Source organism: Parahoeflea halophila, assembly GCF_900220985.1.
Lineage (GTDB): Bacteria > Pseudomonadota > Alphaproteobacteria > Rhizobiales > Rhizobiaceae > Hoeflea > Hoeflea halophila.
In genome coordinates this window covers 610,155-636,299 of sequence record NZ_OCPC01000002.1, presented here as the reverse complement: position 1 = coordinate 636,299, position 26,145 = coordinate 610,155, and the positions used below count along the sequence as shown (strand labels likewise).

The following is a 26,145-nucleotide window of genomic DNA, read 5'->3' as shown; positions in this document are numbered from 1 at the left end:
TCAGCCTCCCTCGTAAGGGGTCAGCACAAGGGGTCCGACGACTTTTCGCGGCTCCCCCGGTTCGAATCTGGCGATCGGCATGCCCGAGCATTTTTCGGCATAAGCTTCACCCAGCGACAGCACCGTGTCGCCAAAGGAGATGCGTCCGCATTGGTCGAGCCAGTCGAGATGGTAGCCGCTGAACGACTGGAACGTGTCGGAGAAGATCACCTTCTCTGGAACCTCGGGCAGTTCCAGATAGCCGAATGGCTCGCCATCGGCGCGCCCGACCTCGATCATGTTGTTCTCGATCATTCGGCATTTCAGGCCGACACTGCCCGGGGTCTTGAACGGAGCGCCGGTCTGGCCCCATTCATAGACATATTGCTCTTCGTTCTCGCAGTCCCAGACCAGCGAGACCCGTGCCACCTGCAGCGCGTAGGCGGTCAGGATGTTGTCCCGGTCGAGATCGATCCAGACCCGGTCCACGTCCCGATGGGAGAAGTCGCGCAGATCGAACAGCAGCGAAGTGATCGCGGCATTGCAGCTGGTGGTGGGTTTCCAGTGCAGCCGCGACTTGCGTGAATCGACACAGAGCTCGAGCCGGCCCGGAATCTGGGCGGTGCCGACAAAATCAATCTTCCAGGCCACATCACACTGCTCGTCGGTGCGCGCCACCGGCGTTGGCACAGGTTCATTGCCGTCGCTGCGGCAGAACGACAGCCGGGCATCGACTCCGCCGCCCCTGGGCTCTTCGTCGACGGGAGTGAGCACCGCTTCCCGGGTGATGAACATGAAAGGGGATTGCACTTCCTCGTCGGAGCCGAGATCGATCTGGGCGTGAAGCAGGCCTTCGCCGATGCCGATCACCAGTCCGCCTTGACCCTTGTAGAGGCCTGCAGGCCTGCCATCGAGCAGATGCGGCTGGTTGTAATCCTCCCGCCGCGACGGGTCGGGATAATAGCGGATCCAGCCAATCGGCCGCTCGCCGCGCCGCGGTACGAAGACGCCCTGTCCGAGATACATGTTGAGCTGGCTGGCAGGCAGTGACGGGTTGACCATGCAGTCGACCCGGACCCCGATGGTTGGATCGAAATAGCCCTTCAGGGTCGAAGCCAGACTTTCCGAGATCCGCTCCTCAAGACCCATGTCGGAGGCGGTATCGCAGACACCGCCTGGGCCAGAGACAAAGGTCAGGTGTTGAAACGCCACCTCGACCACTTCGCTGCCGTTGGCGGTTCCGATCACCAGCTTGTCGGTAATGTTGTAGAGGACTTCATCGACCGAGCCGCGCGCGACCTGGAAGGGGCGCGTCCTCTTGCCCGGATCGGGGTTGCCGCCGACCACCCATGGATAATCCCGCGCCGCCCTGGAGCCCTTGCTGAACAGCCAGCCCAGCAGACCCCGCTTGGGGATGCCGAAGACATTGCGGCGCCAGAAGGCCTGGTTGTCCCGCAGATCGAGCTTGACCGGAATCATGATGACCGGGCGGTCGGACTCGTCGCTGAAGCGAACTGGATTACCGAGTGTCATGTATCAGCCCGCGCCCTACCACGACCGGTCCAGGATCAGGATTCTCGGGCTCTTGCGCCCGTTCGGACCGTTCCACCCCGGCCGCTCGCAATCGATCACCAGTTCCTCCCCTCCCTTGGGGTTGGCAAAGCGGGAGCTCGCTGCAAAAGCCGCTGTGCGGATGCGGGAAATGTCTCTGAGTTTCTCGCCGTCGTCTGTGGTGAAAACACAGTTCTTGACGCTTTCGACCGAGAGAGGCCGCGGCGCGATTATCTGGACCTGCCGGCGCTTGAACAGCTCGAGAACCGCATAGGCCGCCAACCCGTAGGCATCGGCCTCGGGGCGATCGGGGAAATAGGCCTCGAGCCGGCGCCAGAAGCAGAAAAGATTGTCCATGTCGCCATTGGCCAGTGCCGGGAGCGGATCGATGCGCTCCGCCGCCAACCCCGCGATCAGATCCATGTTGCGCCGGTGCGCGCGACCGACTTCGTCAGCGTTGTCGCCTGAGGCAAAGTGCGGCGGCTCGACCGAAGCCAGAGCATGGTGGGCCGCCAGCAGCACCGGCTCTGCGGGCGCATCGGCGCCGGCAGGCGAATTGGCAACGCCGGGCACGGCCTTCTCATTGCGCAGACGCTCCTGCCAGTCTTCGGGCAGTCTGCCATTGGCCGTCCAGCCGGTGATGTTGGCGATTTCGTTTCGCAGCTTGCTGTTTTCCCGCCGCAGGGAAGCCAGTTGCGCCTCGTCTCGGCGAAGCCGCCGGAACAGCCAGGCCCCCGCAACCACGATAACGGCAAGCAGCAGCAGAAAGATGATCTGTGCAATTGTGGATGTGAACTCGATACCCATCACCTCCCTTTGCCCCTCTAGGTTCCCGCCAGGCGACTTCGGGGCTGGCGGACGATGATATCACCGACCGTGAACTCGACTTCCGAGTTCCTGCGTTTCCAGGAAATCTCGACATGCTGATCCTGGCCACCGGCAAGGCCGCCGGGTTTGACCTGCGACTGGTCGACGACCACCTTCTGACCAAAAGTGCCGAACAGGCGCACGATCTCGTCGCGGGTGATGTCGTTGTCGCTGCCGACATCATCCAGCCCGGGCAGGACCCGGCTGAGCCAGCGATTGGGCAGGAAGCGCACGCTCTTGTTGCCTTCCGAGCGCGATCGCGTGTCGAGATACTCGATTTCGGAAACCACGCCGCGGCCATCATCATGCAGCACCAGCGCATAGGAATGATCCGCGCCATCGGTGACTTCAAGACCCGAGGTGGCAAGACGAGCAGCGCCGTAGACCGTGGCATTCTTCATGTCGTCGGGGCTGAACGGCCGCATCGGCGCCGCATCCCGCGGCTGGCCGAGCAGTTGCGCCGTGCGTCCGATGCCCGAGAAGATCGACGGCCAGAGGCTGGCGCGGCCGGTGACCACCCATTGCGGGTCCCCCAGGTTCAGCCGCCGGGCTTCCCGGATGAGCATTGCCGGAACGGCATAGCCGAGGGTGCGAGCGACCGTCTGCGGGTTGCTGCGGGTCGGGCTGGCAATCGGGTCGTTGGCATCAAGCAGATCCGGCGAAATCTCGATCCAGACCGACTGGCCGCCCGTCGAGCTGCTCTCGACACGCAATTGCACCTTACCGTTCGAGCCGGGAACAGGCGTGTCGCGTTCGCTGAGCGGTTGCCCCGGCGAGGCACTGCGGACAATGTCGTTCAGTTCGACGGCAAAGCAACTGCCCTCGCCCTCTTCAGCCCAGCCATACTCGTTGTCTGCGCCGGCATAGCGCATCAGTTTTTCCGACAGCGCCCGCTTGGCCTCCTGGATACGGGGCAGCAGAGCGGTCTTCAGCGCCTCGTCACGCAGGAAACGATGATCGAGCTCGAGATCCTCGAACACCGGTTCGGTTGAGGAAAACAGTTCACGCAGGTTGCTGATCAGCACGGCGAGCAGTGCCTCATCGAGGTTGGCGCCGCCGATGGTGGCTCCGAAATGGGCAAACACCTTCCAGCTTTCGATGCTGTCGTGCCGCATCTTCACTTCGATCAAGCTGGCATCCACGGTGCTGGCGCCGATGTCGATACAGGCGAAAACCTCGGTTTCCTCACGCCGGGCCTGGGTCCGGGAAATACCGAAATAGGCCGCCGCCAGGGCTTCCGGTATCAGCTTTGGTTCGCGCGCAGCACGTGCATCCTGGGTGCCTGTAAGACCCTGGGCAAAGGACCGGGCGGCATTCTTGTAGAGATCGCGCTTGTGGTGGGCGATGCCGCTGGGGTGGGTCACGACCACCTGGACATCATTGTCGGCGCATTCCAGCCATTGGTCGAAGCGCTCGTCACCAAACTCGCTGACAATCGGGCCGTCGAGCTGGTCATGGGCGTAAAACAGCGCGTTGGGTACCATGTAGGACCCCAGCTCATGGAAGGCGTCCCGGGTCAGGGCGGCGAGGTTGATCTCGCGGGTTGCCTGAAGTCCATTACCGGTGCGCTCGATCACGGGCTGCTTGATGCGGTACTTGAACCCCGGCTCGGAGTTCATCAGCATGCGTTTGAGATCCGGGATGACGAGGGTCTGAAGTTCGAGATAGGCGGAGGCTTCCCCATCGGTGACGAAGTCGCGGTCAACCGGTATCGACACATCATAGGTGCGGCCGAACCGCGTCATCCTCTTTTCAGCAGCCTGCAGCTTGGTGCCGACATAAGAGAGATTGCCGTAGGACAGGGGCGCCTTGCGCGAGCGCACGTGTTTTGCCGGATTGAGGCCGATGGTCGAGGGGATGAGAACGTTCTGCCAGCGCTTCTTGTTTGGATCATATTCCGAATGGGCCCCGGCCAGGCTGTAGGCGTAGGAGCCCAGGGGGATAAGCTGCCGCGCCAAGTTGCGTTCAACCCGACCGAACCATGCGGCGATCGCCGAAGCCCCGAAATCAAGACAGATCAGATATTTCGGATCCCGCTGGCGCAGCACGATATCGACCGCCACCATGCCGTATTTGTGCTCGAACAGATCGTCTTCGGCCACCAGAGACATGCCGGCCCTGACTTTCAGGCGTCGGGCTTCGAAGCGGATGAAGAGCTGGTAGCGGTCGGTGTCGCCGGTTTCGTCCAAGGTGGTGTTGTGGAACGGGATCTGGATCTTGCCGCCGCCGACGTGATCAACTTCGATGTCCTGCACCAGCTTGAAGTCCTCGCGGCTGGCAAGCGTCGTCTTCTCGCCCTCGGGCAGGATGTGTGCGTGGGCGACGACATTCCAGCTGTCGTCCAGGCAGACAACATCGAACTCGATGGTGTCCCCCAGCTCGAACTGAACCCCGCCTCCGGTGATCGGCACCGAAAACTCCAGGGGAAACCGTTCCGCGAAGGGGGTTTCGCTGCGGACCATGTTGGGGACGGCCGAGGCATCGCGGTATTTCAGGGCGAGGATTTCACCCTGCCTGAGCTGCAGGTCGAAATCGTAGGCGCCCGACAGCGGCGCCTGGGCCTCGTCACTGAACACACAGCTCCAGTCGAACTGCATCTGCAGCGTGTCGGCGCTGTCAGCGGCCTCGAAGATCTCGTTGATGGAGACGATGCAGGGTATGGAGACCTCGTCGCCGGCGCGCAGCTCGCAGGCCACTCCCGCATTGGCGCGGACGGCCGCAGCACCCTGCATGAAATTTGCCGACACTTCCCTGATCTCACCGTCAACGCGGCAGCTCAGCCGGCCCGAGACAATCAGGTTGGTCGGCGCCCCGCCATATTCCAGCCGGGTGACAGGCTGCCTGATGTTGACGGTGAACAGGTCGACATCGGTGTGTTCCTGCTTTTCCACACGGCTGAGTTCAGGGATCGAGGCCTGCCGGGTCTGGACCACCGGCGGCTGCCATTCCAGCGTCTGCAGGCGCGGATCGGCCAGCTCGACCTTCAGATTCTGTGACTGGCCGTCGGCGCGTTTGGTCTGCAGAGTGATCGAGAGGGTGAAATTCTGCCGGGACGCATCATCTATCTCGTCCTCGGTCGGCTCGCGCGCGCATTCCAGAGCCAGATCAATATTCTTCGATTTTCCCAAATCGTATTGAAGTATAGACTCTCCACTATCCAAATCCCGGAGTGTCGCACTCAGCCAGGGAGCCTCTTCAATGTAACCGGCGACCGATATCTTAAGCGTTTCATCGGCATCTAAAGTCGAATTGGACAGCGTAACCACGCGAGAGAATTCACCAAGATCACAGACCACGGAAGAATTCTCTATTCTGAGATGCGTTTTCTTAGGGTTACTTAGATCCCAATCCAACATTAAAGACCCAACGCTAGTACTTACCCGACCGGAACCCGAACGATATAGTTTATAAATCCTTAGCGCAACAGCTGGAGCCACCTTGAATGGCGGTAAAGTAAATGATTAAAATGCAACACAATTATTTGAAATTGTTATGAAAGCCACTTCAACGGAATGGGCTCGCTGCCAATCCTGCGGTCAAGGCTGTCGGAGGCCCCGCGCGACGGGCCCACGCGCTGCTCGGAAGGCTTGTTTTCCTCGCTGCTGATAATTGCAATCCGCAGCGCATGAAGGTCCGGCGCCTCTATCGCACTGCCGCGATGGCCAGGAAAATAGCTGATAGCGCCGGGTGTCAACACCGGCTCGAGACCGAGATTGAGAATGAACTGATCCTGGTCGCCATCCCTGAGCGGGAACTTTCTCGGCAGGGAGGACATCACATCGAGGTCGGCGGCAATCAAGGCCGCGGGCCTTTGCTTTTCCTCCTCGGCAACCATCCTCGACACGGTCCATCCGATCCGCCGGGTGATCGCCTGGAAAGCGGACCCCAGCTGGATCTGCCGATGCTGGCTCAGATTGTCGAACCAGTTGACGTCGCGGGGCTGGAACGGCGGCAAATCAACCTGCCTCGCCGGGGGCGCTGCCGGGTGATCGAACACGAAAGGCTGCGCCACCAGTGCCTGTTCGCACCAGGAAAACAGACCCGGCGGAATCTCGTGCCAGTAGTGAATGTCCGGCAACAGCAGGGTGCGCGACAGCAGGAACTGGCGTCCGCTTTCGCCCTCCCCGGCTTCGGCGCGGTAGCGCATGCGCATGATTGCCAGCCCCTCGTCGACCGCCTTGACGATGAGGGCGCCGCGTCCGGCAAATTCCGGATCGATCATGCTCGAGGTGAGGTTGGTGTTGCCCAGAAAATTGGCCGGGATGTAGCGCAGCGGATTGTCGATGCCCGGGGTGACAGCATTGACACCGTAAAGGGCACTTTCGTGCAGCGGGCCGCCCGGGGTGCGGACCGGCTTGCCGTAGCACACCTCTTCGAACATCAAGGTTCTTGCCTGGCCGGGAATTGTTTCCACAAGGTCCTCCCTTCGCAGATCACCGATGACTATACTGCGATATGATGCAACCGGTACAGCGGACAGACTGTATCGACATACCTGCGGAAATCAACGGCGGGCAGCAAGCTGCGCCGTCACAAAAAAGTCAAATCTCCGCCAGTCCGGACAGGATTGGCAAGCAAATCCGCCGGAAATCCTCCTTGCCTGGCGCACCTATACATGACCGGCGCTAGCAGCTGAGCTGCGACACCTGGCGAAGTTCATCCGAAGTCGCAGGGGGAAAGCCGAAGAATTCGAGATAGGCCGGAATCTGCTCGAACAGCATGTCAGCACCGATCTGGGTCATGCAGCCACGCTCACGGGCGGCGGCGAGAAACGGTGTTTCAGCCTGCTTCATCACCACCTCGCCGACAAAGGCCGCGGGATCGATGCGGCTGACGTCCAGTGGCATCGGATCGCCCGGGTTCATTCCCAGCGGCGTGGCGTTGATGACGATGTCCCACCCCTCCGGATCGTTGGAGCCGGTGATGATGCCGACGCCGGGACAATGGCGGCGCAAGCGCTCGCCGAGCTGTTCGGCAACGCTTGCCCGGCTGTCATGGAGCCCGATTTCTGCGACACCCGCCTGGGCCAGCGCAGCGGCGATCCCCGATCCGACACCGCCCGCACCGACAATGAGGGCGCGGCCGCCCGCCGCATCACGACCCTTGCGCAGCATCCCGCGGACAAACCCCTCACCGTCAAACATATCGCCGATGAGCCGCCCGCCAGCGTCACGCCTGACCGCATTGCAGGACCCCGAGATCAGCACCGCCGGGCTGGCCTCGTCCAGCAGGCCGGCCGTTGTCACCTTGTGCGGCATGGTCACCAGCGCGCCGGTCAGGTTGCGGAGCCGGAACAGCAGCGGCAGAAAGGACGGATAATCCTCGATTTCGCAGCCCATCGGCACCACCCGGGCGTCGATGCCCCTGGATTCAAACCACGGATTGTAGATCAGCGGCGCGCGAAAGGAGTCCGTGGGAACGCCGAGGTGGGCGATCAGGCTGGTGGTTCCTGAGATCATGTCACTGCCGCCAATCTGCCGACGCCTTGTTCATCTGTGCCAAAGCTTGAGCCCGCCGGGTCAAAGCGCCACCGCCTGGCCCGAATGCGCGGATCGCTGCACCGCATCGATCACCTGCAGCGTCTTCAATCCTTCCGATGCCGGCACCAGCGGCAGCTCTTCGCCGCGGATGACGCGGGCAAACTGGTCGATCTGCCGCACCAGCGGGTCTTCGCGGCCAACCGGATAGCGGGTCGCGGAAATCGGCTCCCACCAGCTTCGCTTGCCCTGGTTGCGCCACACCCGCGCGTTCGGAAGCTCCATCGACCCGTGGGTGCCGCCGATGAAATAGCAGGACTGGCCGGTCGGCGGGTAGGCCGGGTTTTCACTAGCCGTCAGCTCCCAGCTCCAAGGCGAAACGATGGTGTCGGACAGGCTGAAAGTGCCGAGCACGCCGTTGTCGAAGCGGAACACAAGTGCTGCGGTTTCCTCCACCGCGTGGCCGCGCACGGCGTTGGAGCTCAGCGCCTGCACCGCCACGATGTCCCCGATCAAGTGACGCAACAGGTCGATGTCGTGAATGAGGTTGAGAAACACCGGACCGCCGCCGGGCTGACGCCGCCAGCCGGTGTCGAAATACTCGTCCGGCTTCATTAGCCAGAACATGCCGTGGACGGCGACCAGCGTCCCCAGCAGGCCATCCTCGATCTGCGCCCTGGCCTGGGCGATGAGTGGATTGTGACGGCGGTGATGGCCGACCAGCAGCGGCACGCCGGCGCGCTCTCCGGACAGGACCAGCTCATGGCCGGCCTGCAGATCCGTCGCCAGCGGCTTTTCGATCAGCGCCGGCACGCGAGCGGCGATACATTCGAGCGCGTTGTCGACGTGGAGCTGGTTGGGTGTGGCCAGGATTATCCCGTCCGGCCTGCCACCCTCAAGCATGGCGGCCAGCGACGGGTGCCAGGCCGCCCCGATCTCATCGGCGAAAGCGCGGGCCGCCTCAGACGGATCGGCGATTGAATGAAGCTCGACATCCGGTGCAGACGCAATGGCCTCGGCATGACGGCGGCCAATAAGCCCGGCGCCGGCAACGGCGATCCTGACTGGATTCTTCATGGTATGCTCACCGGGCCCGCTCCAGCCTGGCAGCGGCTGCAGCTGGCAGCCCATATATATGTCGCTTCGTCCCGGGGGGATGATCGACGCTGTCTTTCCCGGTAGAGAGGTAAATGGCCGAACTCCGATCAGGTTATGGTTGCTACAGGAAGGGAATTACCTATATTGTTGTTTATGTCCTACATAATTGCGTGCAGTCAAGATGAACCCCAGGAGGTGGCAGCGTGATCGAAGCGGCAAGCCAAGACACGATAGGTGACAGCGCCTACCGTCATATCAGGGAAGACATCATATTCGGCCAGCTTCGCCCGAGCGAGAAGCTGCGATTGGAACCCCTGCGCAAGCGCTACAATGTCAGCGTCACCACGCTCCGTGAAATCCTCAACCGGCTGACCTCGGATGGCCTGGTCGTCGCCGAGGGGCAGAAGGGCTTCGAGGTCGCCAGCGTGTCGGATGCCGATCTCTGGGAAGTTGCGGAACTGCGGATGCTGGTCGAAGGCCACGCGGTCTCGCGGTCGTTTGCCAATGGCGATCTGGACTGGGAATCCCAGGTGGTTGCCGCACATCACAAGCTGCACAGGTTCGAAGACAGGATGATTTCCGGCGACCTGTCGGCGCGGGAAGACTGGAAGCGGGCGGACTGGGGCTTCCATCGCGCACTGATCACCGGATGCGGCTCCAAGACCCTGATGGACCTGCACGGACAGCTGTTCGACAAGTATTTGCGCTACCAGATCCTGACGCTCGCCTTCCGCGGAGAACCAGGCGCGCGAGAGCACGCGGCTTTGCTGGAAGCCGCCTTCGACCGGGATTCGGCAAGGGCCAAGGAGATCCTCAGCACACATATTCTGGGCGGGGTGGAGTTCATCGTCAACGCCAGAAGGGAGGCCGCAGCCGAACAATAGGGGCGCCGAATTTTTTCAAATAGCCTACAAAATGAGATATGTATGTTGAAAATGCCCGTCCTTTGTGACAGGTTTCGCGAAATTAGACAGGGCCGGAAGTCTCCGGATTGTTACTGGGAGGAGAAAACCATGAATAGCATTACCCGCCGCATGCTTCTGGCATGCGCCGTTTCCGTCAGCCTCGCCGGCTTCGTTCCAGCAAGCTTTGCAGACGACAAGGTCACGCTGCGCATGTCGACACCGGCATCGGAAACCGACCAGCGCTCGGTCGCACTCGCAGAAGTCTTCGCACCACAGGTGGCCGATTTCGCTACCTATGAGCCGCATTACAACGGCTCGCTGATCGCGCAGGGCAGCGAACTGGAATCGATCGCTTCGGGTGACCTGGAAATGTCGATCGCTTCGGCACAGGAACTGGCGACGTTCTTCCCCGAGTTCTCGATCTTCGCCACCGGCTATGTTCACCAGGATGCCGCCCACCAGGTTGCCGTCTTCAACGATCCGCTGATGGATCCGTTCAAGCAGAAGGTGGAAGACGAACTTGGCGTCAAGCTCCTGTCGGTGATGTATCTGGGCCGCCGCAACGTCAATCTGCGCCAGAGCAAGGATGAGCTGACGGTGATGAAGCCGGAAGACCTGGCCGGGGTCAATCTGCGCATGCCCGGTTCGGACGCATGGCAGTTCCTCGGCAAGGCGCTGGGCGCCAACCCGACTCCGATGGCATTCACCGAGATCTACACCGCGCTCTCCACCGGTTCGGTCGACGGCCAGGACAACCCGCTGCCGACCATTGTGGACGCCAAGTTCTACGAAGTCACCAAGCAGGTGGTGCTGACCTCGCATCTGGTCGACCTCAACTACATCGCCTTCTCCAAGGCGGTCTGGGACAAGCTGACACCGGAACAGCAGGCAACGGTGCAGAAGGCTGCCGACGAGGCCGCCGAAAGCGGCCGTCAGGCACAGCTGAAGAAAGAAGAGGAGCTGGTCTCGTTCCTGCGTGAACAGGGCATGGACATCTATGAGCCGGACCTCGCGGCCTTCCGCAACCATGTTCAGGCGCAATATGTCGGCTCGGAATTTGCCGCCAGCTGGCCCGAGGGCCTGCTCGACAAGATCAACGCGCTCGGCAACTGATCGGGCTGTTTCCGTAAAGCCGCGGTGGACCTGACATGAAAACGCTCGTGAAATGGTTTCTCCGCGGCACCGAATTTGTGGCGGCCATGATGATGGCCGCCATGTTTGCGACCTTCATTCTGCAGATCGGCATCCGCTATTCGGCGAAGCTCGAATGGCTGGGCGAGACCTTCCCGTTCCTGGAGCCGAGCCAATATGGCTGGACGCTGGAATTCTGCCTGGCGCTGTGGGTCTGGATCGTGTTCTGGGGCGCGGCCTTCGTCGTGCGCGAACGCGATCACGTCACCTTCGACATCATCTATGGCCATGTCAGCCCGAAGGCGCGGCGCTGGTTCGCGATCATCGGCGGTGTTGCCGTCTGCGCCGGGCTGTTGTGGTCGATCGAGCCGACCTGGTCGAAATTCCATATCCTGCGGCTGAAGAAGACGGCGACACTGAGCCAGTTGCTCGGCGACTGGGTGCGGATGCGCGATCTCTACTCGGTCTACATGCTGTTCCTGGTTGTGGTCGCCGCACGCTATGGCTGGCGCGCGATCAGCGCCTTCCGCCATGGCGCCGACATCGACCAGCCCGGACATGGCGGAGCAGCCAAACCATGACCCTCGAATTCGCCGCCTGTCTGCTGACCCTGTTCTTCCTGGCCGGCATCGGCCTGCCCGTCGCCTATGCCATCCTGATTGCGGCCTTTGCCTATCTGGGCGTCAACGGCCAGGGTGTCGGCATTGCCGGCAAGGTGCTGATGGACGGGCTCTACCAGAGCTTCATCCTGCTTGCGGTGCCGCTGTTCATCGTCGCCGCCAACATCATGAATGCCGGCACCATCTCCGAACGGTTGCTGCAGTTTTGCGTCGCCGCGGTGGGCCGCTTCCGCGGCGGGCTCGGTCACGTCAACATCGTCGCCTCGCTGATCTTTTCCGGCATGTCGGGATCTGCAGTCGCTGACGCCGCCGGCATCGGCAAGATCATCATCGGCATGATGACCAAAAGCGGTCATTATACCCGTGGCTATGCCGCAGCCATCACCGCGGCTTCGGCCACCATCGGACCGATCATTCCGCCTTCGATCCCGATGGTGCTCTACGCACTGGTTTCCAACACCTCGATCGGCTTCCTGTTCCTCGGCGGCATCGTGCCGGGCCTGTTCATGGGCGCGGTGCTGATGGGGATGAACACTCTGATTTCGACGCGGCGGCAATTCGCCATCGAGGAACCGGTGCCGCTCGGGGACCTGCCGCGCCACACGGCCAACGCCTTCCCGGCGCTGCTGATGCCGGCAATCCTGCTTTACGGTATCTATGGCGGCGTTACCACGCCGACGGAAGCCGCGGCGGTCGCCGCAGCCTACGCGCTGCTCCTGGCAAGCCTGTTCTACAGGGCACTGTCCTTGCGTGCGCTCTACGGCATTCTGGTCGAAAGCGCCCGCTCCTCGGCCGCCGTCGGGCTGGTGATCGGCGGCGCGCTGATCCTCAATTACGTGGTCGCGTCGGAGAACATTCCCAACCTCGTCGCCCAGGCGCTGGTCGGGCTCGATGTCTCGCCGCTGGCCTTCCTGGTCGGCGTCAACGTGCTGTTCCTGCTGCTCGGCTGCGTGCTCGACGCGACGACCATCATCCTGGTGATCATTCCGCTGTTCCTGCCGACCTGCCGGGAGATGGGGATCGACCTGGTGCATTTCGGCGTCGTTGCCGTGGTCAACTGCATGATCGGCCTGATCACGCCGCCCTACGGCATCCTGCTGTTTGTCATCAACGCGGTGACGCAGATCCCGCTGCGCGAGATTATCGGCGAAATCTGGGCCTTTCTCGGCGTTCTGATCGCAGCACTCGCTTGCCTGATCCTGTTCCCCGGAATCGTGTTGTGGCTGCCGCGGGTGTTCGGGTATCCGGGATAAGACGAAGATACCCGGCGAGAGCCGGAGAAGAGTTTGGCCAGACCGTCACACAAAGACGGCCGAGGCTGATTGCAAAGTGGACATCAAGGGAGGAACCGATGTTTCGAAAGATTTTTACAACCACAGCCCTGGTCGCGATGATGACCGGTGCCTCATTTGCAGCCGATTTCCCCGAGCGGGAACTTCTCGGCGTCGTGATGTGGGGTGCGGGAGGTGCGACCGACACGGTTGCCCGCGCCGTCAACCCCGCGGCGGAAGAGGCGCTTGGCAAGCCCATCGTCGTGCTCAACAAATCCGGCGGTGCCGGGGCCATTTCGACAGCCTATGTCAACGCGGCGCCGTCTGACGGCTACACCTTCCTGTACGGCGCGGAAAATCCGCAACTGCACCCGGTCATGGGGGTCAGCGAGCTCGACTATTCCTCGTTCTACCCGGTCAACATACTGGGTCGTGGCGTTGCGGTTATCGTGGTGCCCGCCGATTCCAAGTACCAGACCATGACCGAGCTGATGGAAGACATCGCGGCCAATCCGGGTCAGGTGAAGATGGGATCGACCGGCCCCGGCGGTCTGCCCAGCACCATCGGCGCGCTGATCAAGAATTCGGCCGATTTCGAAGTCACCGCCATCCCGTTTGACGGAGAAGGCCCCGGCCTGACCGCGATGCTCGGCAATGAGGTCGACTTCATGCCGTCGGGCATTTCGGCTGCGGCCGAGCAGATCAAGGCCGGCAAGATGCGCGCGCTTGCCGTCGTCAACGGCACATCGGTCGAGACATTGCCTGACGTGCCACCAATCACCGAGGCCCTGCCCAGCATGGAGAAGTTCCTGCCCTGGGGCCCGTTCTATGGCGTCTTCGTCAAGAACGATGTTCCCGAGGACGTCAAGGCAACCCTGGTCTCAGCCTTCGACACCGCCGCCAGGAGCGAGGCATTCACGACGCTGATGGCCAACAAGGGCAACATCATCATGAACATCTCCGGCGACGAGGCATCCGATTTCGTCAAGAAATGGCAGCAGGTCACCGCCTGGGTGCTCCACGACACGGGTGCCGCCAAGGTGAACCCTGAAGAGCTCGGCATCCCGCGGCCCTGACCCTCAAACACCCTGCCCCGGCCTGGTCCGGGGCGGGGCATTCTCATCAGATCAAGGGCATCATTTATCACGGGAGGCATGAATGTCGGGTCAGTCAACGCGCCGGCCGGGAGAGCTGGCCTTCATCTGCCTGCTGACGCTGTTTTCCGCCGCCGCCCTGTGGCAGGCCTACGGCATTTCAGGCTTCAGCGGCCTTTCGCAACCGGGCGTGTTCCCGATGCTCGCGGCGGCGACCATGCTCGCCAGCTGCCTTTTCATCCTGGCCAGCACGCTTCGCACCCGGTCCAGCCGTGAACCAGGTGAAAGCGTCGTTTTCTGGCGCGACGTGCTGCCGGTGCGGCTTCTGGTGATCCTGGCGATGGTCGCGCTCTATCTCTACGCGATGCCGTGGCTCGGCTTCGTCATTGCCTCGGGCTTGTTCCTGTTTGCCAGCTTTGCCTATCTGTGGCGCAAGAATGCCCTGATTTCGCTGGCGCTTTCTGCCGGCAGCCTGGCTGCGGTCTATTTCCTGTTCAGGATCGTTTTCGAAGTGGTGCTGCCGCAAGGCAAACTGCTTCCCGCAGGGGTGTTCTAGCATGCTCGAGGCGTTTTCGAATTTCGGCATTTCCTGGCTGGATCCCTGGCTGCTGCTGCTGACGGCGTCCGGTACGCTGGCCGGAATCTATGTCGGTGCCATCCCAGGCCTGTCGGTGACGATGGCGACCTCGATCCTGATTTCGTTCACTTTCAAATGGCCGGTCAATGACGCTCTGGCGCTGATCGCCGGTGTCTTCATGGGCGGCGTTTACGGCGGGTCGCGCACGGCCATCCTGCTCAACATTCCCGGCGCACCGAGCGCGATTGCGACCGCGATCGACGGCTACCCGATGGCCAGGCGCGGCGAAGCCGGGGAAGCGATCGGGCTGACCACGGTGATGTCGGTGTTTGGCGGTTTTATCGGCATTGCCGCCCTGGCGATGTTTGCGCCGGTGATCTCCAGCTTCGCGCTGATGTTCAATTCCCGTGATTACCTTCTGCTCGGACTGATCGGCATTCTGCTGGTCGGAACCCTGTCGGGCGAGAGCTTTGCCAAGGGTGCTTTTGCCGGCGCGCTCGGCGTGCTGATCGGCATGGTCGGGCTTGACCCGATGACGGCGGAGGGCCGCTTCACCTTCGGCTCGATCTCGCTGATGGGCGGCATTCCCTACATCGCCGCGATGATCGGCTTTTTCGGCGTCGCCGAAGCGCTTGTGCAGCTGCAGACGCTCGATGTGCCGGCCATCAAGCAGAAGATCGACCGGGTGATCCCGCGGCTCTCCGACATCAAGCGCTATTTCTGGCTCGCGGTCCGCGCTTCCGGCATCGGCACGATCATCGGCGCGCTGCCCGGCACCGGCGGCGATATCGCGGCACTTCTGGCCTATGATGATGCGCGGCGCAGCGTCAAGGAGCCGGAGGTTCCGTTTGGCGAAGGCGCCAAGGAAGGCCTCGTCGCACCTGAAGCCGCCAACAATGCAGCCGTGGGCGGCGCGTTCATTCCAATGCTGACGCTCGGCATTCCGGGCGATGCGGTGACCGCCGTGATCATCGGCGCGCTGTTCATCCACGGGCTGAAGCCCGGCCCGCTGATGCTGGTGGAAACGCCGCATCTGTTCTGGTTCACCGTCGGCAATCTGGCGCTTGCCAACATCTTTCTGCTGATCTTCGGGCTGACCGGGACCCGGCTGTTCACCAAGATCGTCGAATGCCCCAAGGCGATCCTGATCCCGCTGATCATCGTGCTCTCGGCTGTCGGCACCTATGCCATCGAGAACAACCCGGTTCACATCTACTGGATGCTCTTGTTCGGCGTGCTGGGCTATTTCCTCAAGACCTACGGCTTCCAGGTCGGGCCGATCATTCTGGGGGTGATTCTCGGGCCGATGATGGATTCCAACTACCGGCGGGCGATGATCGGCGCGCGCGGTGACATCGGCGAATTCTTCTGGAATTTCGTCTCGCATCCGATCTCGCTGATCCTGTCGATCGCTTTCGTCCTGATGATCGTCTCGCAGACCCCGCTCTGGCCATGGCTGCGCAAGTCGATACGGAAGCAGAACTGACGATGAGACCGGTGCGGCCCGAAGAGGATGACTGACCCATGAAAACAGCCATCGCCACAGTCTCTATTGCCGGTGATCTGCGCGAGAAACTCGCGGCAATTGCCGAGGCGGGGTTTCACGGCGTCGAGATTTTCGAGAATGATTTCCTGGCCTATGACGGCAGCCCGCGCGATGTCGGCCAGATGGTGCGCGACCACGGCCTGGAGATCTCGCTGTTCCAGCCATTCCGCGATTTCGAGGGCATGCCTGAGCCGCAGCGAGCCAAGGTGTTTGATCGTGCCGAGCGCAAGTTCGACCTGATGGGCGAACTGGGCACCGACCTCATGCTGATCTGCTCGAATGTCTCGCCCGCCTCGCTCGGCGGCATCGACCGCGCCGCAAGGGATTTTCACGAGCTTGGCGAGCGCGCCGTCAAACGCGGTATCCGCGTCGGCTACGAAGCACTGGCCTGGGGCCGGCATGTCAATGATCACCGCGACGCCTGGGAAATCGTGCGGCGGGCGGACCATGCCAATGTCGGCATCATTCTCGATTCGTTTCACACGCTGGCGCGCAAGATCGATCCGGAGACGATCCGCTCGATCCCGGGCGACAAGATCTTCTTCGTGCAGCTTGCGGACGCGCCGAAGATCGACATGGACCTGCTCTACTGGAGCCGGCATTTCCGCAACATGCCGGGCGAAGGCGATCTGGACGTGCTCGGATTCATGCGCGCGGTTGCCGCCACCGGCTATGACGGGACTCTGTCGCTGGAAATCTTCAACGACCAGTTCCGAGGCGGATCGCCGAAATTCATCTCCGTCGACGGGCACCGTTCGCTGCTCTACCTGATGGACCGGGTGCGCCGCGCCGAACCGGACATCAGGATCGCACCCCCGGACATGCCCGACCGGATCGCGGTCAGCGGCGTCGAATTCGTCGAGTTCGCCGCCGACGAGGAGGAAGCCAGGGAGCTCGGCACATTGTTGCACAGGCTCGGCTTCGAGCGCGCGCGGCGGCATGTGTCCAAGGATGTCGATCTGTGGCGGCAGGGCGAGATCAACATCGTCATCAACACCGAACGGGACGGCTTTGCCCATGCCTCGCATGTGGTTCACGGCATGAATGTCTGCGACATCGGGCTCAGGGTCGAGAATGCGGCGGCCACCGTGGAACGGGCCAAGGCGCTGGATGCCGAACCCTTCGACCAGCCGGTCGGCCCGGGCGAGCTGAAGATTCCGGCGATCCGCGGGCTGGGCGGCGGGCTCATTCATTTCATCGACGAAGAGAGCGATCTGGCCGAGGTCTGGGACATCGAGTTCCGCCCGGTGACCGGTCAGCAGAGCGCCGCTAGTGTCGGGCTGACACGCATCGACCACGTCGCCCAGACCATGAATTACGAGGAGATGCTGACCTCGCTTCTGTTCTACACCTCGATCTTCGAGACCGGGAAAACCCCGATGGTCGATGTGGTCGACCCGGCAGGACTGGTGCGCAGTCAGGCAATCGAAAACGCGGACGGCTCGCTCCGGATCACGCTGAACGGGGCGGAAAACCGCCGTACCCTTGCAGGGCACTTCATCGCCGAGCGGTTCGGATCCGCCGTGCAGCACCTGGCCTTTGAAACCAGGGACATCTTCGCCACCGCCGCGGCACTTACCGCAAACGGGTTTCAGCCGCTTGAGATCTCGGCCAATTATTACGACGATCTCGAGGCCCGGTTCGATCTCGACAGCGCTTTCATCGAGCGGCTGAAACAGGCGCACGCGCTGTATGACCGCGACGAGCACGGCGAGTATTTCCAGCTCTATTCTCCCGGCTTCGGAGAGGGCTTCTTCTTCGAGATCGTCGAGCGGCGCGGCGGCTACCGCGGCTATGGTGCCGCCAATGCCCAGTTCCGCATCGCCGCGCAAAAGCGGCACATGCGGCCCAAGGGCATGCCGAGATTTTGAGGCTTGCGAAAGGCCGACGGGGTTCCGGTTACCGGCTGCGGCAGACTATGTGGAGGTGTACTGCCTGATCCGGGCAATGGTCCTTTCGATCACTTCGTGCGCCTGGGCCTCGGTTTCGGCCTCGCTGTAAACCCGGAGCTCCGGGGCATTGCCCGACGGACGCAGGTGGATGATTTCACCGCCTTCCAGCGTCACCCTGAGACCGTCCGTAAGATCGGTGTTTGCCACTGTGCCGAGCGGCTCGAAGAACGTGTCCCGCGCCGCGGCATCATTGGACAGCCCGGCAACCAGGGCCTGGCTGGTTGCGGTGGGGAAATTTTCGATCCGGTCACTGGCGGCGACCGGCAGCCTGAGATCGGAGACATGGGCCGACAGGGAGTGACCCGCGACACGCGCGGCGGCGAGAGCGCAGAGGATCGGCAAGGCACTGTCGCGTGTCGGCAGCGCGTCAAGTGCCACAGCACCCGCCTTGATGGGGTTGCCGGTCAGCACGCCGCCATTGGCCTCGAAGCCTATCACCCGCTGCCGGCCCTCGGCCAGCGCCTCAGTCATGCCGGCAATGACGAAGGGCGAGCCGACCCTGGTGCGGCTGACCTCGGCCTGGCAGCCGCGCTCGATGCCCGAATTCGAGGTCACCGGGGTCACGACCGCATCGGCACCGAGATAGCGCGCCACGATCAGCCCCAGCGCGTCGCCCCTGATCACCTGGCCTTTCTCGTCGACGACCAAAGGCCGGTCACCATCGCCATCGGCCGACACCAGCGCGTCGAGTTTTTCGGAATCGACCCAGCCTGCAGCCAGTCGCCGTGTCTCATCGGAGACCGCCTCGGTATCGACCGGAATGAAGACATCGGATTTGCCGAGCCGCACCACTTCGGCTTCAGCAGCCTCGAGAATGGCGGCCAGGCACCCGCTCGCCGCAGAGCTGTGCTCATAAAGACCAATGCGCATCCCGCGCAACAAGCCGTCGGGCGCAAAGCCGCGGTAGCGTTCAATGAAGCCGGTCGTGACTTCGCGTGAGCCGTCCCGCATCCGCCGCGGCGTCGCCTGAGCCCTGCGACACTCAGGTGCAAGGTCTGAAATCGCCGCCTCGTCAGTCTTGTCGATCTCGCCGTCCGGGCGGTAGAACTTGACCCCGTTTCGGTCGTCGGGAATGTGCGATCCGGTGACCATCAGCGCCGCCGCGCCCTCGCCCATGGCATGAAGCGCCAGCGCCGGGGTGGGCACAACACCGCAATCCACCGGCTCAAGCCCTTCCGTAAACAGCGCTGCGGCGCACTGGGCGGCAATCTCCGGGCTCGAGGCGCGCATGTCGCGGCCGATGAAGACAGCTGCGCCCTCACCCACAAAACCGGCGGATTTCAGGTGACGGGCAAAGGCGCGGGCATGCGCCGCCGCCGTACCGTCGGTCAGATCGCCGACAAGGCCGCGAAGCCCGCTGGTTCCGAATTTGGCAGCCATGTTCGCCTCTCCCCTAATTGAATGCAGCTGTTCCAACCGTACAACGCGCTACCGCAACGGGCAGCCCCCGCCTCGGTTGACGGTTACGGCAACAGCATTTCCTCATGCCTGAGATACTCCACCAGCGCGCAGAACACATGGTAGAACGTGCTTGTCGGCATGTGTTTGGAGATCACACGGCCGTGGGGGTCGATCTGATCGTACCAGCCGCCCGCGGCGGGAGTCGTCAGGTAGCGGTTGAAGATCACATCGAGCATGCGGATGAACAGGGTCTCGTCGCCCGGCAGGCCTTCCGCCCGTGCCAACAGCCCTGCTTTCAGCGCCTCGGTCTGGCACCAGAGCCGAGCCGTGCCGAGCATCGCCGATCCGTCGGGGGCCATTGAATCGCAGACCGCGTCGGTGCCGCGGGCATGGCCGAAAGCGTGGCTGGTGGCATAGAGTTTGCGGCAGTATTCCTTCAGTTCCGGCTGATCGGCAAAGCGAGCCTGGCGCAACAGGAGCCAGACCCACTCATAGTGGTGCCCCGGCTCGACACGGGACGGCTTGTCCTGACGCACCGACCAGTCGCGCTCGAAGTGCTCGGTGACGCTCCAGCTTTCGGGATTGAAGAACACCGAGGTAAACAGATCCACCGCCGTCTGGGCGCGGTCGAGAAAGGCGCGCTCACCGGTGACTTCGTACCAGGCCTGCATCGCCTCGAGGTAGTGCATGTGCGGATTGGCACGGCGGTAATCGAGCCGCAGGCTGGATTCGTAAAATCCGCCATTGGCGCGGTCGACCAGATGATCGTCCATATAGGCGATGGTGCGTTCGGCCCAGACCCGGGCCTCGGGCCATTTGGTCGCCTTCCACAGCCAGGCCAGCGCCAGCAGCACGAAACACTGGTCATAGGTATCGCGCTGCGGATCCTTGACCGTGCCGTCGGGGTTCCAGAGGTGGATCCATCCGCCATCAGGATGCCAGCCGGTCTCCGTCAGCGTGGTGAAGCAATGGGTAAGCAGCTCGCGCGCATCCCCGTCCCAGCCCAGCAGTTCCGCATTGGCAAAACAGTAGATCTGACGCGCCAGTACCCGGAGCCGCTTGTAGCCCAGATCGGCCGGGGTGCCGTCATGGTTGAGGGCCTCGAAAACCCCGCCATGCTGCCGGTCGACACCGGCACCGGCCCAGAGCGGCAAGGCGGTCTCGAACAGCCATTTGCGGATCACCCGCGGCGAGGGAACCGGACGACCCGAATGCGCCACGGCCAGCGGTGGCCATTCGCCGGTCTGTTTGACCTGGCCGGCGATGTCCTTGACCAGATGCGACTTGTCGCGATGAACGATCAGGAGCGCATCGGGCTGGGAGACCACGATGATGTTGTCGAGACCGGCGACGGCCAGGAGCCGGTCTTCGGAACGCAGATAGCTGTTGTTGACGTCGATGCTCAGCACATCGCCGAAGCGGGCATTGCCCTGAGCATCCAGCGGCGAACCGTCATGCAGCTGGTTCCACGAGCCCAGGTCGTTCCAGTCGAAGCTGGCGGCGACCACGCCGATGCTGGGCGCATTCTCCATCACCGCGTAATCGATCGAGATCTTCGGGCTGGCGGCAAAGGCCTCCTCATCCAGACGGTAGCATTTGCCCTCGACTTCGGCGCGCTCGACGGCCAGTTTTGCCTGGGCCCAGACCTCAGGCTGCTGCCGGGCGAGCTCCGCGCCCATTTCACCGGCGCGGAACATGAAGATGCCGGCATTCCAGAAAAACCGGCCCGAGCGCAAAAAGGTCTCGGCGGTCTCGAGATCGGGCTTTTCACGGAACCGCGACACGCCATAGACCGGCCCGTTGCCATCACCGCGCTCGATATAGCCATACTGGGTTTCAGGCCGGGTCGGCGCAATGCCGATGGTCATGATGCCGCCACGGGCCGACAGCGCCCGGGCGCCGGTCCGGACCACGTCATAAAAGGCGGCAGCGTCGGAAATCTGGTGATCGGACGGCAGCACCAGCACCATCCTGTCGGGATCGGTCTCGGCCAGGTCGGCGATCGCCGCCGCAATCGCCGCCGCCGTGTCGCGGATCAACGGCTCGAGCACATAGCGCTCGACCTCGACACTGCTGGTCTCGCCCTGCTCTGTCAGCAGCGCCTCGAAGGCGATCCCGCCGACAACACGGGTCGGCAGGTAACGCAGACCCTCCCCCCTGTGGTCGACGCGCTCGAGCGTGTTGGTCAGCAGGGTCTTGTCGTTGACCAGCTTGTGGAACTGCTTCGGCTTTGAATCCCGTGACATCGGCCAGAGCCTGGATCCTGCACCGCCGCACAGGATGACGGGCGTGATGCTATGGCTTGAGACCATTGTATTCTCCGAATTGCGCGGCCGCTCGGGCATCGTCGCCGGGCCGTTTACTGGATAAATTCATTGAAACCGGAAAAAGTGAAAATTCCTCTCCTGCGGTTCATTGCATGTCCGGGTCTCCGATATGCCGCGTCCGAGTGCGTGGACACAAGGCTTGATCAACGGGTTTCAGGGTGTTCGGCCTTGATCGGGCGCGACATCAGCGTGGTGCGGGCCTTGTCAGCCGACATCCGGCCAGACAGGACCAGTCCGGCGGTCTGCATCACCGGGCAGGAGATCGCATGCCTGGCGGCAATCTCGTTGGCGATCGACACCGTGTGGACGCCTTCCGCCAGCTTCAGCCCGGACACATCCTGGCCGCGGCCAACCGCGATGCCATAGGCGAAATTGCGTGACAGTTCCGACGAACAGGTCAGCACCAGGTCGCCGAGGCCGGACAGACCCATCAGGGTTTCGGGCCGGGCGCCCATGGCCACACCCAGCCGCACCAGCTCGGCGTAACCCCTGGTGATCAGCGCCGCTTCGGCACTTGCGCCCATGCCGCCGCCACGGCAGATCCCGACCGCAATCGCCATCACGTTCTTGAGCGAACCGCCGATCTGGGCGCCGATGGTGTCATCGGAGGCATAAAGCCGGATGGCGTCGCCCGAAAGCTCCTGCGCCAGGGCCTGCGCCATCTCCTGCTCGGGAAGTGCCAGCGTCAGCGCCGTGGGCAGGCCGCGCACCACGTCGGCGGCAAAGCTCGGGCCAGAAAGCACCCCGACGACGTGATCGGGCAGCTTTTCGCCGATCACCTCGCTCTGGGTCTGGCCGGTGCGGTTGTCGATGCCCTTGGCGCAGGCGATCAGCACCGCGTCTTGCGGCAGATGCGCCGTGGCCTGGGCCGCGACATCGCCGGTCGACTGGGCGGGCGCGACGAATAGAACGATCTCGGCATCTTCCAGCGCCACTGTCATATCGGGCGTTGCCGTCAGGCTTTCGGGAAGCCGGGCATCGCCGAGATAGGCCTGATTGCTGTGCTGCCGGGAGATTTCCTCGCAGGTGGCCGCATTGCGGCCCCACAGGCGCACATCGTGGCCCTGGCGGGTGAAGGCAGCAGCCAGCGCGGTTCCCCAGGCTCCGGTGCCGATGACGGAAATTCGCGACATTGGTCGAGGTCCTTCGTGGTTGGAGCCGGACTCTGGATCAGGCTGACCCGGCTCGGCCTCATCACTTAGTCAGCCGCGGCCATGCTGGCAAGCGGGGCAGCCCGGTTCGCGCAGGGATGGCGACAAGGCGCTTGAGACCCATGAAGGGTATCAGGCGCCGGCGGCCTGCCTGCCGCTCTGCCGGGGTTCCAGCGCCATGGCGGTCCTGCGCCAGAAATCCGACATCAGGGCCGGATCGCGCATAGCTTCCATCTCCCGCCAGTGCGGGAACGAGGCCTCGAACATTCGCGCCGACATTCGCTGGTCCTTGTAGGGGTTGAGCGCGCCACCTGCCGCAATCACGATCTCGTCGAGTGCGTCCAGCATCCTTAGCGTCCGTTCGCCGGAATTGGCGAAATCGAGCGTCAGGGTGAAACCGGGCCTGGGAAACGACATCAGGCCCGGCGACGGAACTTCGCCGAAGCGTTTGAGCACCGTCAGGAAGGACGCCGCCCCGTGGTTCTGGGCACACTCGATCAGCGCCACGGTGGTCTCGCGCGCTGTCCCGGCCGGGTAGACGCTCTGGTGCTGGAACAGGCCGCGCGGACCATAGAGCCGGTTCCAGCCGGTGATCGCATCGAGCGGGTGAAAGTAGGACGACCAGCCGACGACACCGGTCCGAGGCTGCTTCGGCGCACGGCCATAGTACATTTCGTTGAAGGCGGTGAGCGTCAGCCGGTTGAGCAGGTTGACCGGCGGGGAGAACGGTACCGCCAACCGTGGCGCTGAGGGCGGTTTCGCCGGACCGCCGTTCTCGGCATGGTCGCCCGCCATCAGCACGCCGCGGCCGAGCTTGCTGCCACGGGCGAGCTGGTCGATCCAGGCGACGGAATATTCATGCTGAGCATCAATGTCGTCGATCGCATCGAAATATCCGTCGATGCCTGCAAAACGGAACGCGGTCTGGCACACATTCGCGGAGGGCACCCGCATCAGCCGGATCGTTGCCTGTTCGATGACGCCCGTCAGCCCCATGCCACCGATCGTGGCCTCGAACAGGGCCGAATTCCTGTCGCGCGAACAGGTCCGGCGCACCCCGTCACTGCCAAGCAGCGTGAAGCTATCCACCGAGCGGCCAAAGGTGCCGCGCCGGTGGTGGTTCTTGCCGTGAACATCATTGGCAATGGCGCCGCCAAGCGTCACCTGGGCGGTTCCGGGCGTGACTTCGAGAAAGAAACCGTAGGGCATTACCAGGGCCAGGATCTCCGACAGCAGCACGCCAGCATCGGCTCTCAACACTCCGCTGTCCGGGTCAAAGGCGCAGATGGCGGCGCCAGGCCGCATCGGCAGCAGATGGCCGTGGTCATTGTGGCAGCTGTCGCCGTATGAACGGCCATTGCCGAAGGGCAGAAAGCCGTCCGGGCGCACAGCATCGAACTGCTCCACCTGCGCGGCTGCCCGCGGATTTCGCCGTACCCTGCCCCAGCTTTCGAATTGGGACCCCATCGGCGTCACAGCTGAACCGCGGCGAGCAGCACCAGGCCAGCGCCGGCAACGGTGGTCACCTGGCTGCGCCAGTCGCGCATGATGAACACAACCGGATCCTCATGCATCTGCGAGCGACGCGCCAGCACCCAGATCCTCAACAGCATGTAGAGAATCAGCGGGCACAGGGGCCACAGAAGCGCCGGCTGCGCGTACATCGAAGCCACCTCGTTGCTGTCGACATAGAGCGCGAGAACCATGGCGGCAGAAAACGCGGCGGCAATTCCGGCCTGGCCGATCATGTCCTTGTCGCTGCCGAGATAGCTGCGGCCCTTGAGCTGGCCGGCGCTATCCTCGGCAAGCTCGTCGAGTTCGACATAGCGCTTGACCAGCGCCAGGCTGAGGAAGAAGAAGATCGAAAACGCCAGCAGCCAGAACGACAGGTCGACGCCGGTTGCAGCGGCACCGGCGATGATGCGCAGGGTGTAAAGCCCGGCGAGGGTGAAGACATCGACCAGAAGCTTGCGCTTGAGCACAAAGGTATAGACCGTCGTGATCACCGCATAGAGCGCCAGAACGCCCCAGAACATCGGCGGCAGCAGGCTGGCCAGGCCGATGGAGGCCATGAGCAGCGCCATGGCGGTGGCGCTGACTACGGGAATCGACACCGATCCGGCAGCCAGCGGGCGCAGACGCTTGCGCGGGTGCTGGCGATCATTGGCGAGATCGGAAATGTCGTTGACGATGTAGACAGTCGAGGCCAGGAAGCTGAACGAGAAGAAGGCCGCGACCGCTGCCAGCGCAAGATTGAAATCGGCAAATTCGTGGTTGAGAACCAGCGGCACCGCGATCAGGATGTTCTTGAGCCACTGATGCACGCGGATCGACTTGAGAATCGCCAACGGCGAGATCCTGGCCAGCGGCAGCACCTCGGCTTCGTGGGCGGCGGCCCAGCGGCTGGCCGATCGGTCCGGGGCGACGATGATGGCGCGCCGCGCCGCGTCGAAGACCGCCAGATCATCGCGGCTGTTGCCGGCGTAGTCGAACCCGCCATCCCCGCACAGGGAGATCAGCCGTTCGCGCTTGCGGCGCGCGGTCAGGTTCTCGGAATCAGAGGAATGCAGGACGCGGTCGAACAGCCCCAGATGGTCGGCAATGGTCGTTGCGGTGGATTGGGCGGCGCCGGTGACCAGCCACACCGGCTGGCCGGCTTTGCGGGCGATCCTGATTCGTTCGATGACTTCGGCACGGTAGGGCCACTCCCCGCCCTTGCGGACATAGCGGGCCGCGATTTCGCGCTTGAGCACCGCCTTGCCGGCAATGGCCCAGGCAAAAACCGCAAACAAGAGCCATGGGCGGCGGATCAGCACCGCGGCCAGCCCTTCCCAGAGCGTGTCGGTCGCGATCAATGTTCCATCGAGATCAATGCAAAGCGGCACGTGCCGGTTGTCGCTCACTGCATCCATGACTGTTTCCCCACTTCTGTCCCATCAGACAAATGGCGGAAAACACTTCAAGACCTGTAAAAGCGACGGCATTGACGGCCGGTTTTGCACGGTGTGGTTATCAAAAAGTTGCACCCCACACCGAAAATTGCGCCGCAAGACCCCCTATAGGACATACCCGCATCAGATGGCTGTTTCGCCGGCCCCCGCGGTACTCCATCTCTCAAGCCATGGCAGTTAAGACGCAAGGTTTCAGGCAGTCCCTGCTCGTTCCTGGCGCCCGGGGCTCTCGTCATCGTCAGTCGTG

The 26,145-nt window shown here is 62.9% G+C and carries 19 protein-coding genes; 8 read left to right on the top strand and 11 right to left on the bottom strand.

What is annotated here, in order from left to right; genetic code table 11:
• From CRO46_RS19825 to CRO46_RS10360, 6 genes are all read right to left on the bottom strand, one after another.
• Window positions 1–1,512: a hypothetical protein gene (locus CRO46_RS19825; protein ID WP_143438988.1), complete on the bottom strand. Its 1,512-nt coding sequence runs from the start codon at window positions 1,510–1,512 to the stop codon at window positions 1–3.
• Between the two features lie 15 nt (window positions 1,513–1,527).
• A complete protein-coding gene (locus tag CRO46_RS10380) occupies window positions 1,528–2,337 on the bottom strand; it encodes a hypothetical protein (protein ID WP_097107562.1) in 810 nt (269 codons plus the stop codon).
• A gap of 17 nt (window positions 2,338–2,354) precedes the next feature.
• Window positions 2,355–5,525 (bottom strand): acetate and sugar kinases/Hsc70/actin family protein, encoded by a 3,171-nt coding sequence (locus CRO46_RS10375; protein WP_097107560.1) that lies wholly within the window; start codon window positions 5,523–5,525, stop codon window positions 2,355–2,357.
• A gap of 362 nt (window positions 5,526–5,887) precedes the next feature.
• A complete protein-coding gene (locus CRO46_RS10370; RefSeq protein WP_097107559.1) occupies window positions 5,888–6,811 on the bottom strand; it encodes a hypothetical protein in 924 nt (307 codons plus the stop codon).
• 211 nt (window positions 6,812–7,022) lie between these two features.
• Window positions 7,023–7,856, bottom strand: coding sequence for a shikimate dehydrogenase family protein (locus tag CRO46_RS10365; RefSeq protein WP_097107557.1), 834 nt, complete (start codon window positions 7,854–7,856; stop codon window positions 7,023–7,025).
• Window positions 7,857–7,916: 60 nt separating this feature from the next.
• Window positions 7,917–8,951 carry a Gfo/Idh/MocA family protein gene (locus tag CRO46_RS10360; RefSeq protein ID WP_097107730.1) on the bottom strand — a complete coding sequence of 345 codons (1,035 nt, stop codon included), beginning with the start codon at window positions 8,949–8,951 and terminating at the stop codon, window positions 7,917–7,919.
• Between the two features lie 224 nt (window positions 8,952–9,175).
• Between CRO46_RS10360 and CRO46_RS10355 the strand changes: the two genes are divergently transcribed.
• The 8 genes from CRO46_RS10355 to CRO46_RS10320 all read left to right on the top strand — a co-directional run bounded on the left by CRO46_RS10355 (window position 9,176) and on the right by CRO46_RS10320 (window position 17,987).
• Window positions 9,176–9,856, top strand: coding sequence for a GntR family transcriptional regulator (locus tag CRO46_RS10355; RefSeq protein ID WP_097107555.1), 681 nt, complete (start codon window positions 9,176–9,178; stop codon window positions 9,854–9,856).
• A 129-nt stretch (window positions 9,857–9,985) separates the two neighbouring features.
• Window positions 9,986–10,990 carry a sialic acid TRAP transporter substrate-binding protein SiaP gene (locus CRO46_RS10350; protein WP_097107554.1) on the top strand — a complete coding sequence of 335 codons (1,005 nt, stop codon included), beginning with the start codon at window positions 9,986–9,988 and terminating at the stop codon, window positions 10,988–10,990.
• A 35-nt stretch (window positions 10,991–11,025) separates the two neighbouring features.
• Window positions 11,026–11,589 (top strand): TRAP transporter small permease, encoded by a 564-nt coding sequence (locus CRO46_RS10345; protein ID WP_097107552.1) that lies wholly within the window; start codon window positions 11,026–11,028, stop codon window positions 11,587–11,589.
• Window positions 11,586–12,881 (top strand): TRAP transporter large permease, encoded by a 1,296-nt coding sequence (locus tag CRO46_RS10340; protein WP_097107550.1) that lies wholly within the window; start codon window positions 11,586–11,588, stop codon window positions 12,879–12,881. The genes CRO46_RS10345 and CRO46_RS10340 overlap by 4 nt, the downstream gene beginning before the upstream one ends.
• A 98-nt stretch (window positions 12,882–12,979) precedes the next feature.
• Window positions 12,980–13,975, top strand: a complete 996-nt coding sequence (locus CRO46_RS10335) for a tripartite tricarboxylate transporter substrate binding protein (protein ID WP_097107549.1) — start codon at window positions 12,980–12,982, stop codon at window positions 13,973–13,975.
• 82 nt (window positions 13,976–14,057) lie between these two features.
• The gene (locus tag CRO46_RS10330; RefSeq protein ID WP_097107547.1) at window positions 14,058–14,549 is read left to right on the top strand and encodes a tripartite tricarboxylate transporter TctB family protein; all 492 of its coding nucleotides are present in this window, start codon (window positions 14,058–14,060) and stop codon (window positions 14,547–14,549) included.
• Between the two features lies 1 nt (window position 14,550).
• The gene (locus CRO46_RS10325) at window positions 14,551–16,056 is read left to right on the top strand and encodes a tripartite tricarboxylate transporter permease (protein WP_097107545.1); all 1,506 of its coding nucleotides are present in this window, start codon (window positions 14,551–14,553) and stop codon (window positions 16,054–16,056) included.
• Window positions 16,057–16,094: 38 nt separating this feature from the next.
• Complete coding sequence (locus tag CRO46_RS10320) at window positions 16,095–17,987, top strand: bifunctional sugar phosphate isomerase/epimerase/4-hydroxyphenylpyruvate dioxygenase family protein (RefSeq protein ID WP_097107543.1); 1,893 nt, start codon at window positions 16,095–16,097, stop codon at window positions 17,985–17,987.
• Between the two features lie 45 nt (window positions 17,988–18,032).
• Here the strand turns inward: CRO46_RS10320 and CRO46_RS10315 are convergent, their stop codons facing one another.
• The 5 genes from CRO46_RS10315 to CRO46_RS10295 form a co-directional block, all read right to left on the bottom strand.
• Window positions 18,033–19,448: a phosphomannomutase gene (locus CRO46_RS10315; RefSeq protein WP_097107541.1), complete on the bottom strand. Its 1,416-nt coding sequence runs from the start codon at window positions 19,446–19,448 to the stop codon at window positions 18,033–18,035.
• An 83-nt stretch (window positions 19,449–19,531) separates the two neighbouring features.
• The gene (locus CRO46_RS10310) at window positions 19,532–21,781 is read right to left on the bottom strand and encodes an AGE family epimerase/isomerase (protein ID WP_244577842.1); all 2,250 of its coding nucleotides are present in this window, start codon (window positions 21,779–21,781) and stop codon (window positions 19,532–19,534) included.
• 158 nt (window positions 21,782–21,939) lie between these two features.
• Window positions 21,940–22,929, bottom strand: coding sequence for an NAD(P)H-dependent glycerol-3-phosphate dehydrogenase (locus CRO46_RS10305; protein WP_097107539.1), 990 nt, complete (start codon window positions 22,927–22,929; stop codon window positions 21,940–21,942).
• Window positions 22,930–23,079: 150 nt separating this feature from the next.
• A complete protein-coding gene (locus CRO46_RS10300; protein ID WP_179759012.1) occupies window positions 23,080–24,414 on the bottom strand; it encodes an FAD-binding protein in 1,335 nt (444 codons plus the stop codon).
• A 5-nt stretch (window positions 24,415–24,419) separates the two neighbouring features.
• Complete coding sequence (locus CRO46_RS10295; protein ID WP_097107536.1) at window positions 24,420–25,859, bottom strand: UbiA family prenyltransferase; 1,440 nt, start codon at window positions 25,857–25,859, stop codon at window positions 24,420–24,422.
• Window positions 25,860–26,145: the final 286 nt, after the last annotated feature.

What these genes read in the sequence shown, in the direction of transcription:
- CRO46_RS19825 (WP_143438988.1), bottom strand. Translation starts at nt 1,512, where the DNA reads ATGACACTCGGTAATCCAGTTCGCTTCAGCGACGAGTCCGACCGCCCG.
- CRO46_RS10380 (WP_097107562.1), bottom strand. Translation starts at nt 2,337, where the DNA reads ATGGGTATCGAGTTCACATCCACAATTGCACAGATCATCTTTCTGCTG.
- CRO46_RS10365 (WP_097107557.1), bottom strand. Translation starts at nt 7,856, where the DNA reads ATGATCTCAGGAACCACCAGCCTGATCGCCCACCTCGGCGTTCCCACG.
- CRO46_RS10360 (WP_097107730.1), bottom strand. Translation starts at nt 8,951, where the DNA reads ATGAAGAATCCAGTCAGGATCGCCGTTGCCGGCGCCGGGCTTATTGGC.
- CRO46_RS10350 (WP_097107554.1), top strand. Translation starts at nt 9,986, where the DNA reads ATGAATAGCATTACCCGCCGCATGCTTCTGGCATGCGCCGTTTCCGTC.
- CRO46_RS10345 (WP_097107552.1), top strand. Translation starts at nt 11,026, where the DNA reads ATGAAAACGCTCGTGAAATGGTTTCTCCGCGGCACCGAATTTGTGGCG.
- CRO46_RS10340 (WP_097107550.1), top strand. Translation starts at nt 11,586, where the DNA reads ATGACCCTCGAATTCGCCGCCTGTCTGCTGACCCTGTTCTTCCTGGCC.
- CRO46_RS10335 (WP_097107549.1), top strand. Translation starts at nt 12,980, where the DNA reads ATGTTTCGAAAGATTTTTACAACCACAGCCCTGGTCGCGATGATGACC.
- CRO46_RS10330 (WP_097107547.1), top strand. Translation starts at nt 14,058, where the DNA reads ATGTCGGGTCAGTCAACGCGCCGGCCGGGAGAGCTGGCCTTCATCTGC.
- CRO46_RS10325 (WP_097107545.1), top strand. Translation starts at nt 14,551, where the DNA reads ATGCTCGAGGCGTTTTCGAATTTCGGCATTTCCTGGCTGGATCCCTGG.
- CRO46_RS10320 (WP_097107543.1), top strand. Translation starts at nt 16,095, where the DNA reads ATGAAAACAGCCATCGCCACAGTCTCTATTGCCGGTGATCTGCGCGAG.
- CRO46_RS10315 (WP_097107541.1), bottom strand. Translation starts at nt 19,448, where the DNA reads ATGGCTGCCAAATTCGGAACCAGCGGGCTTCGCGGCCTTGTCGGCGAT.
- CRO46_RS10310 (WP_244577842.1), bottom strand. Translation starts at nt 21,781, where the DNA reads ATGGTCTCAAGCCATAGCATCACGCCCGTCATCCTGTGCGGCGGTGCA.
- CRO46_RS10305 (WP_097107539.1), bottom strand. Translation starts at nt 22,929, where the DNA reads ATGTCGCGAATTTCCGTCATCGGCACCGGAGCCTGGGGAACCGCGCTG.
- CRO46_RS10300 (WP_179759012.1), bottom strand. Translation starts at nt 24,414, where the DNA reads ATGGGGTCCCAATTCGAAAGCTGGGGCAGGGTACGGCGAAATCCGCGG.
- CRO46_RS10295 (WP_097107536.1), bottom strand. Translation starts at nt 25,859, where the DNA reads ATGGATGCAGTGAGCGACAACCGGCACGTGCCGCTTTGCATTGATCTC.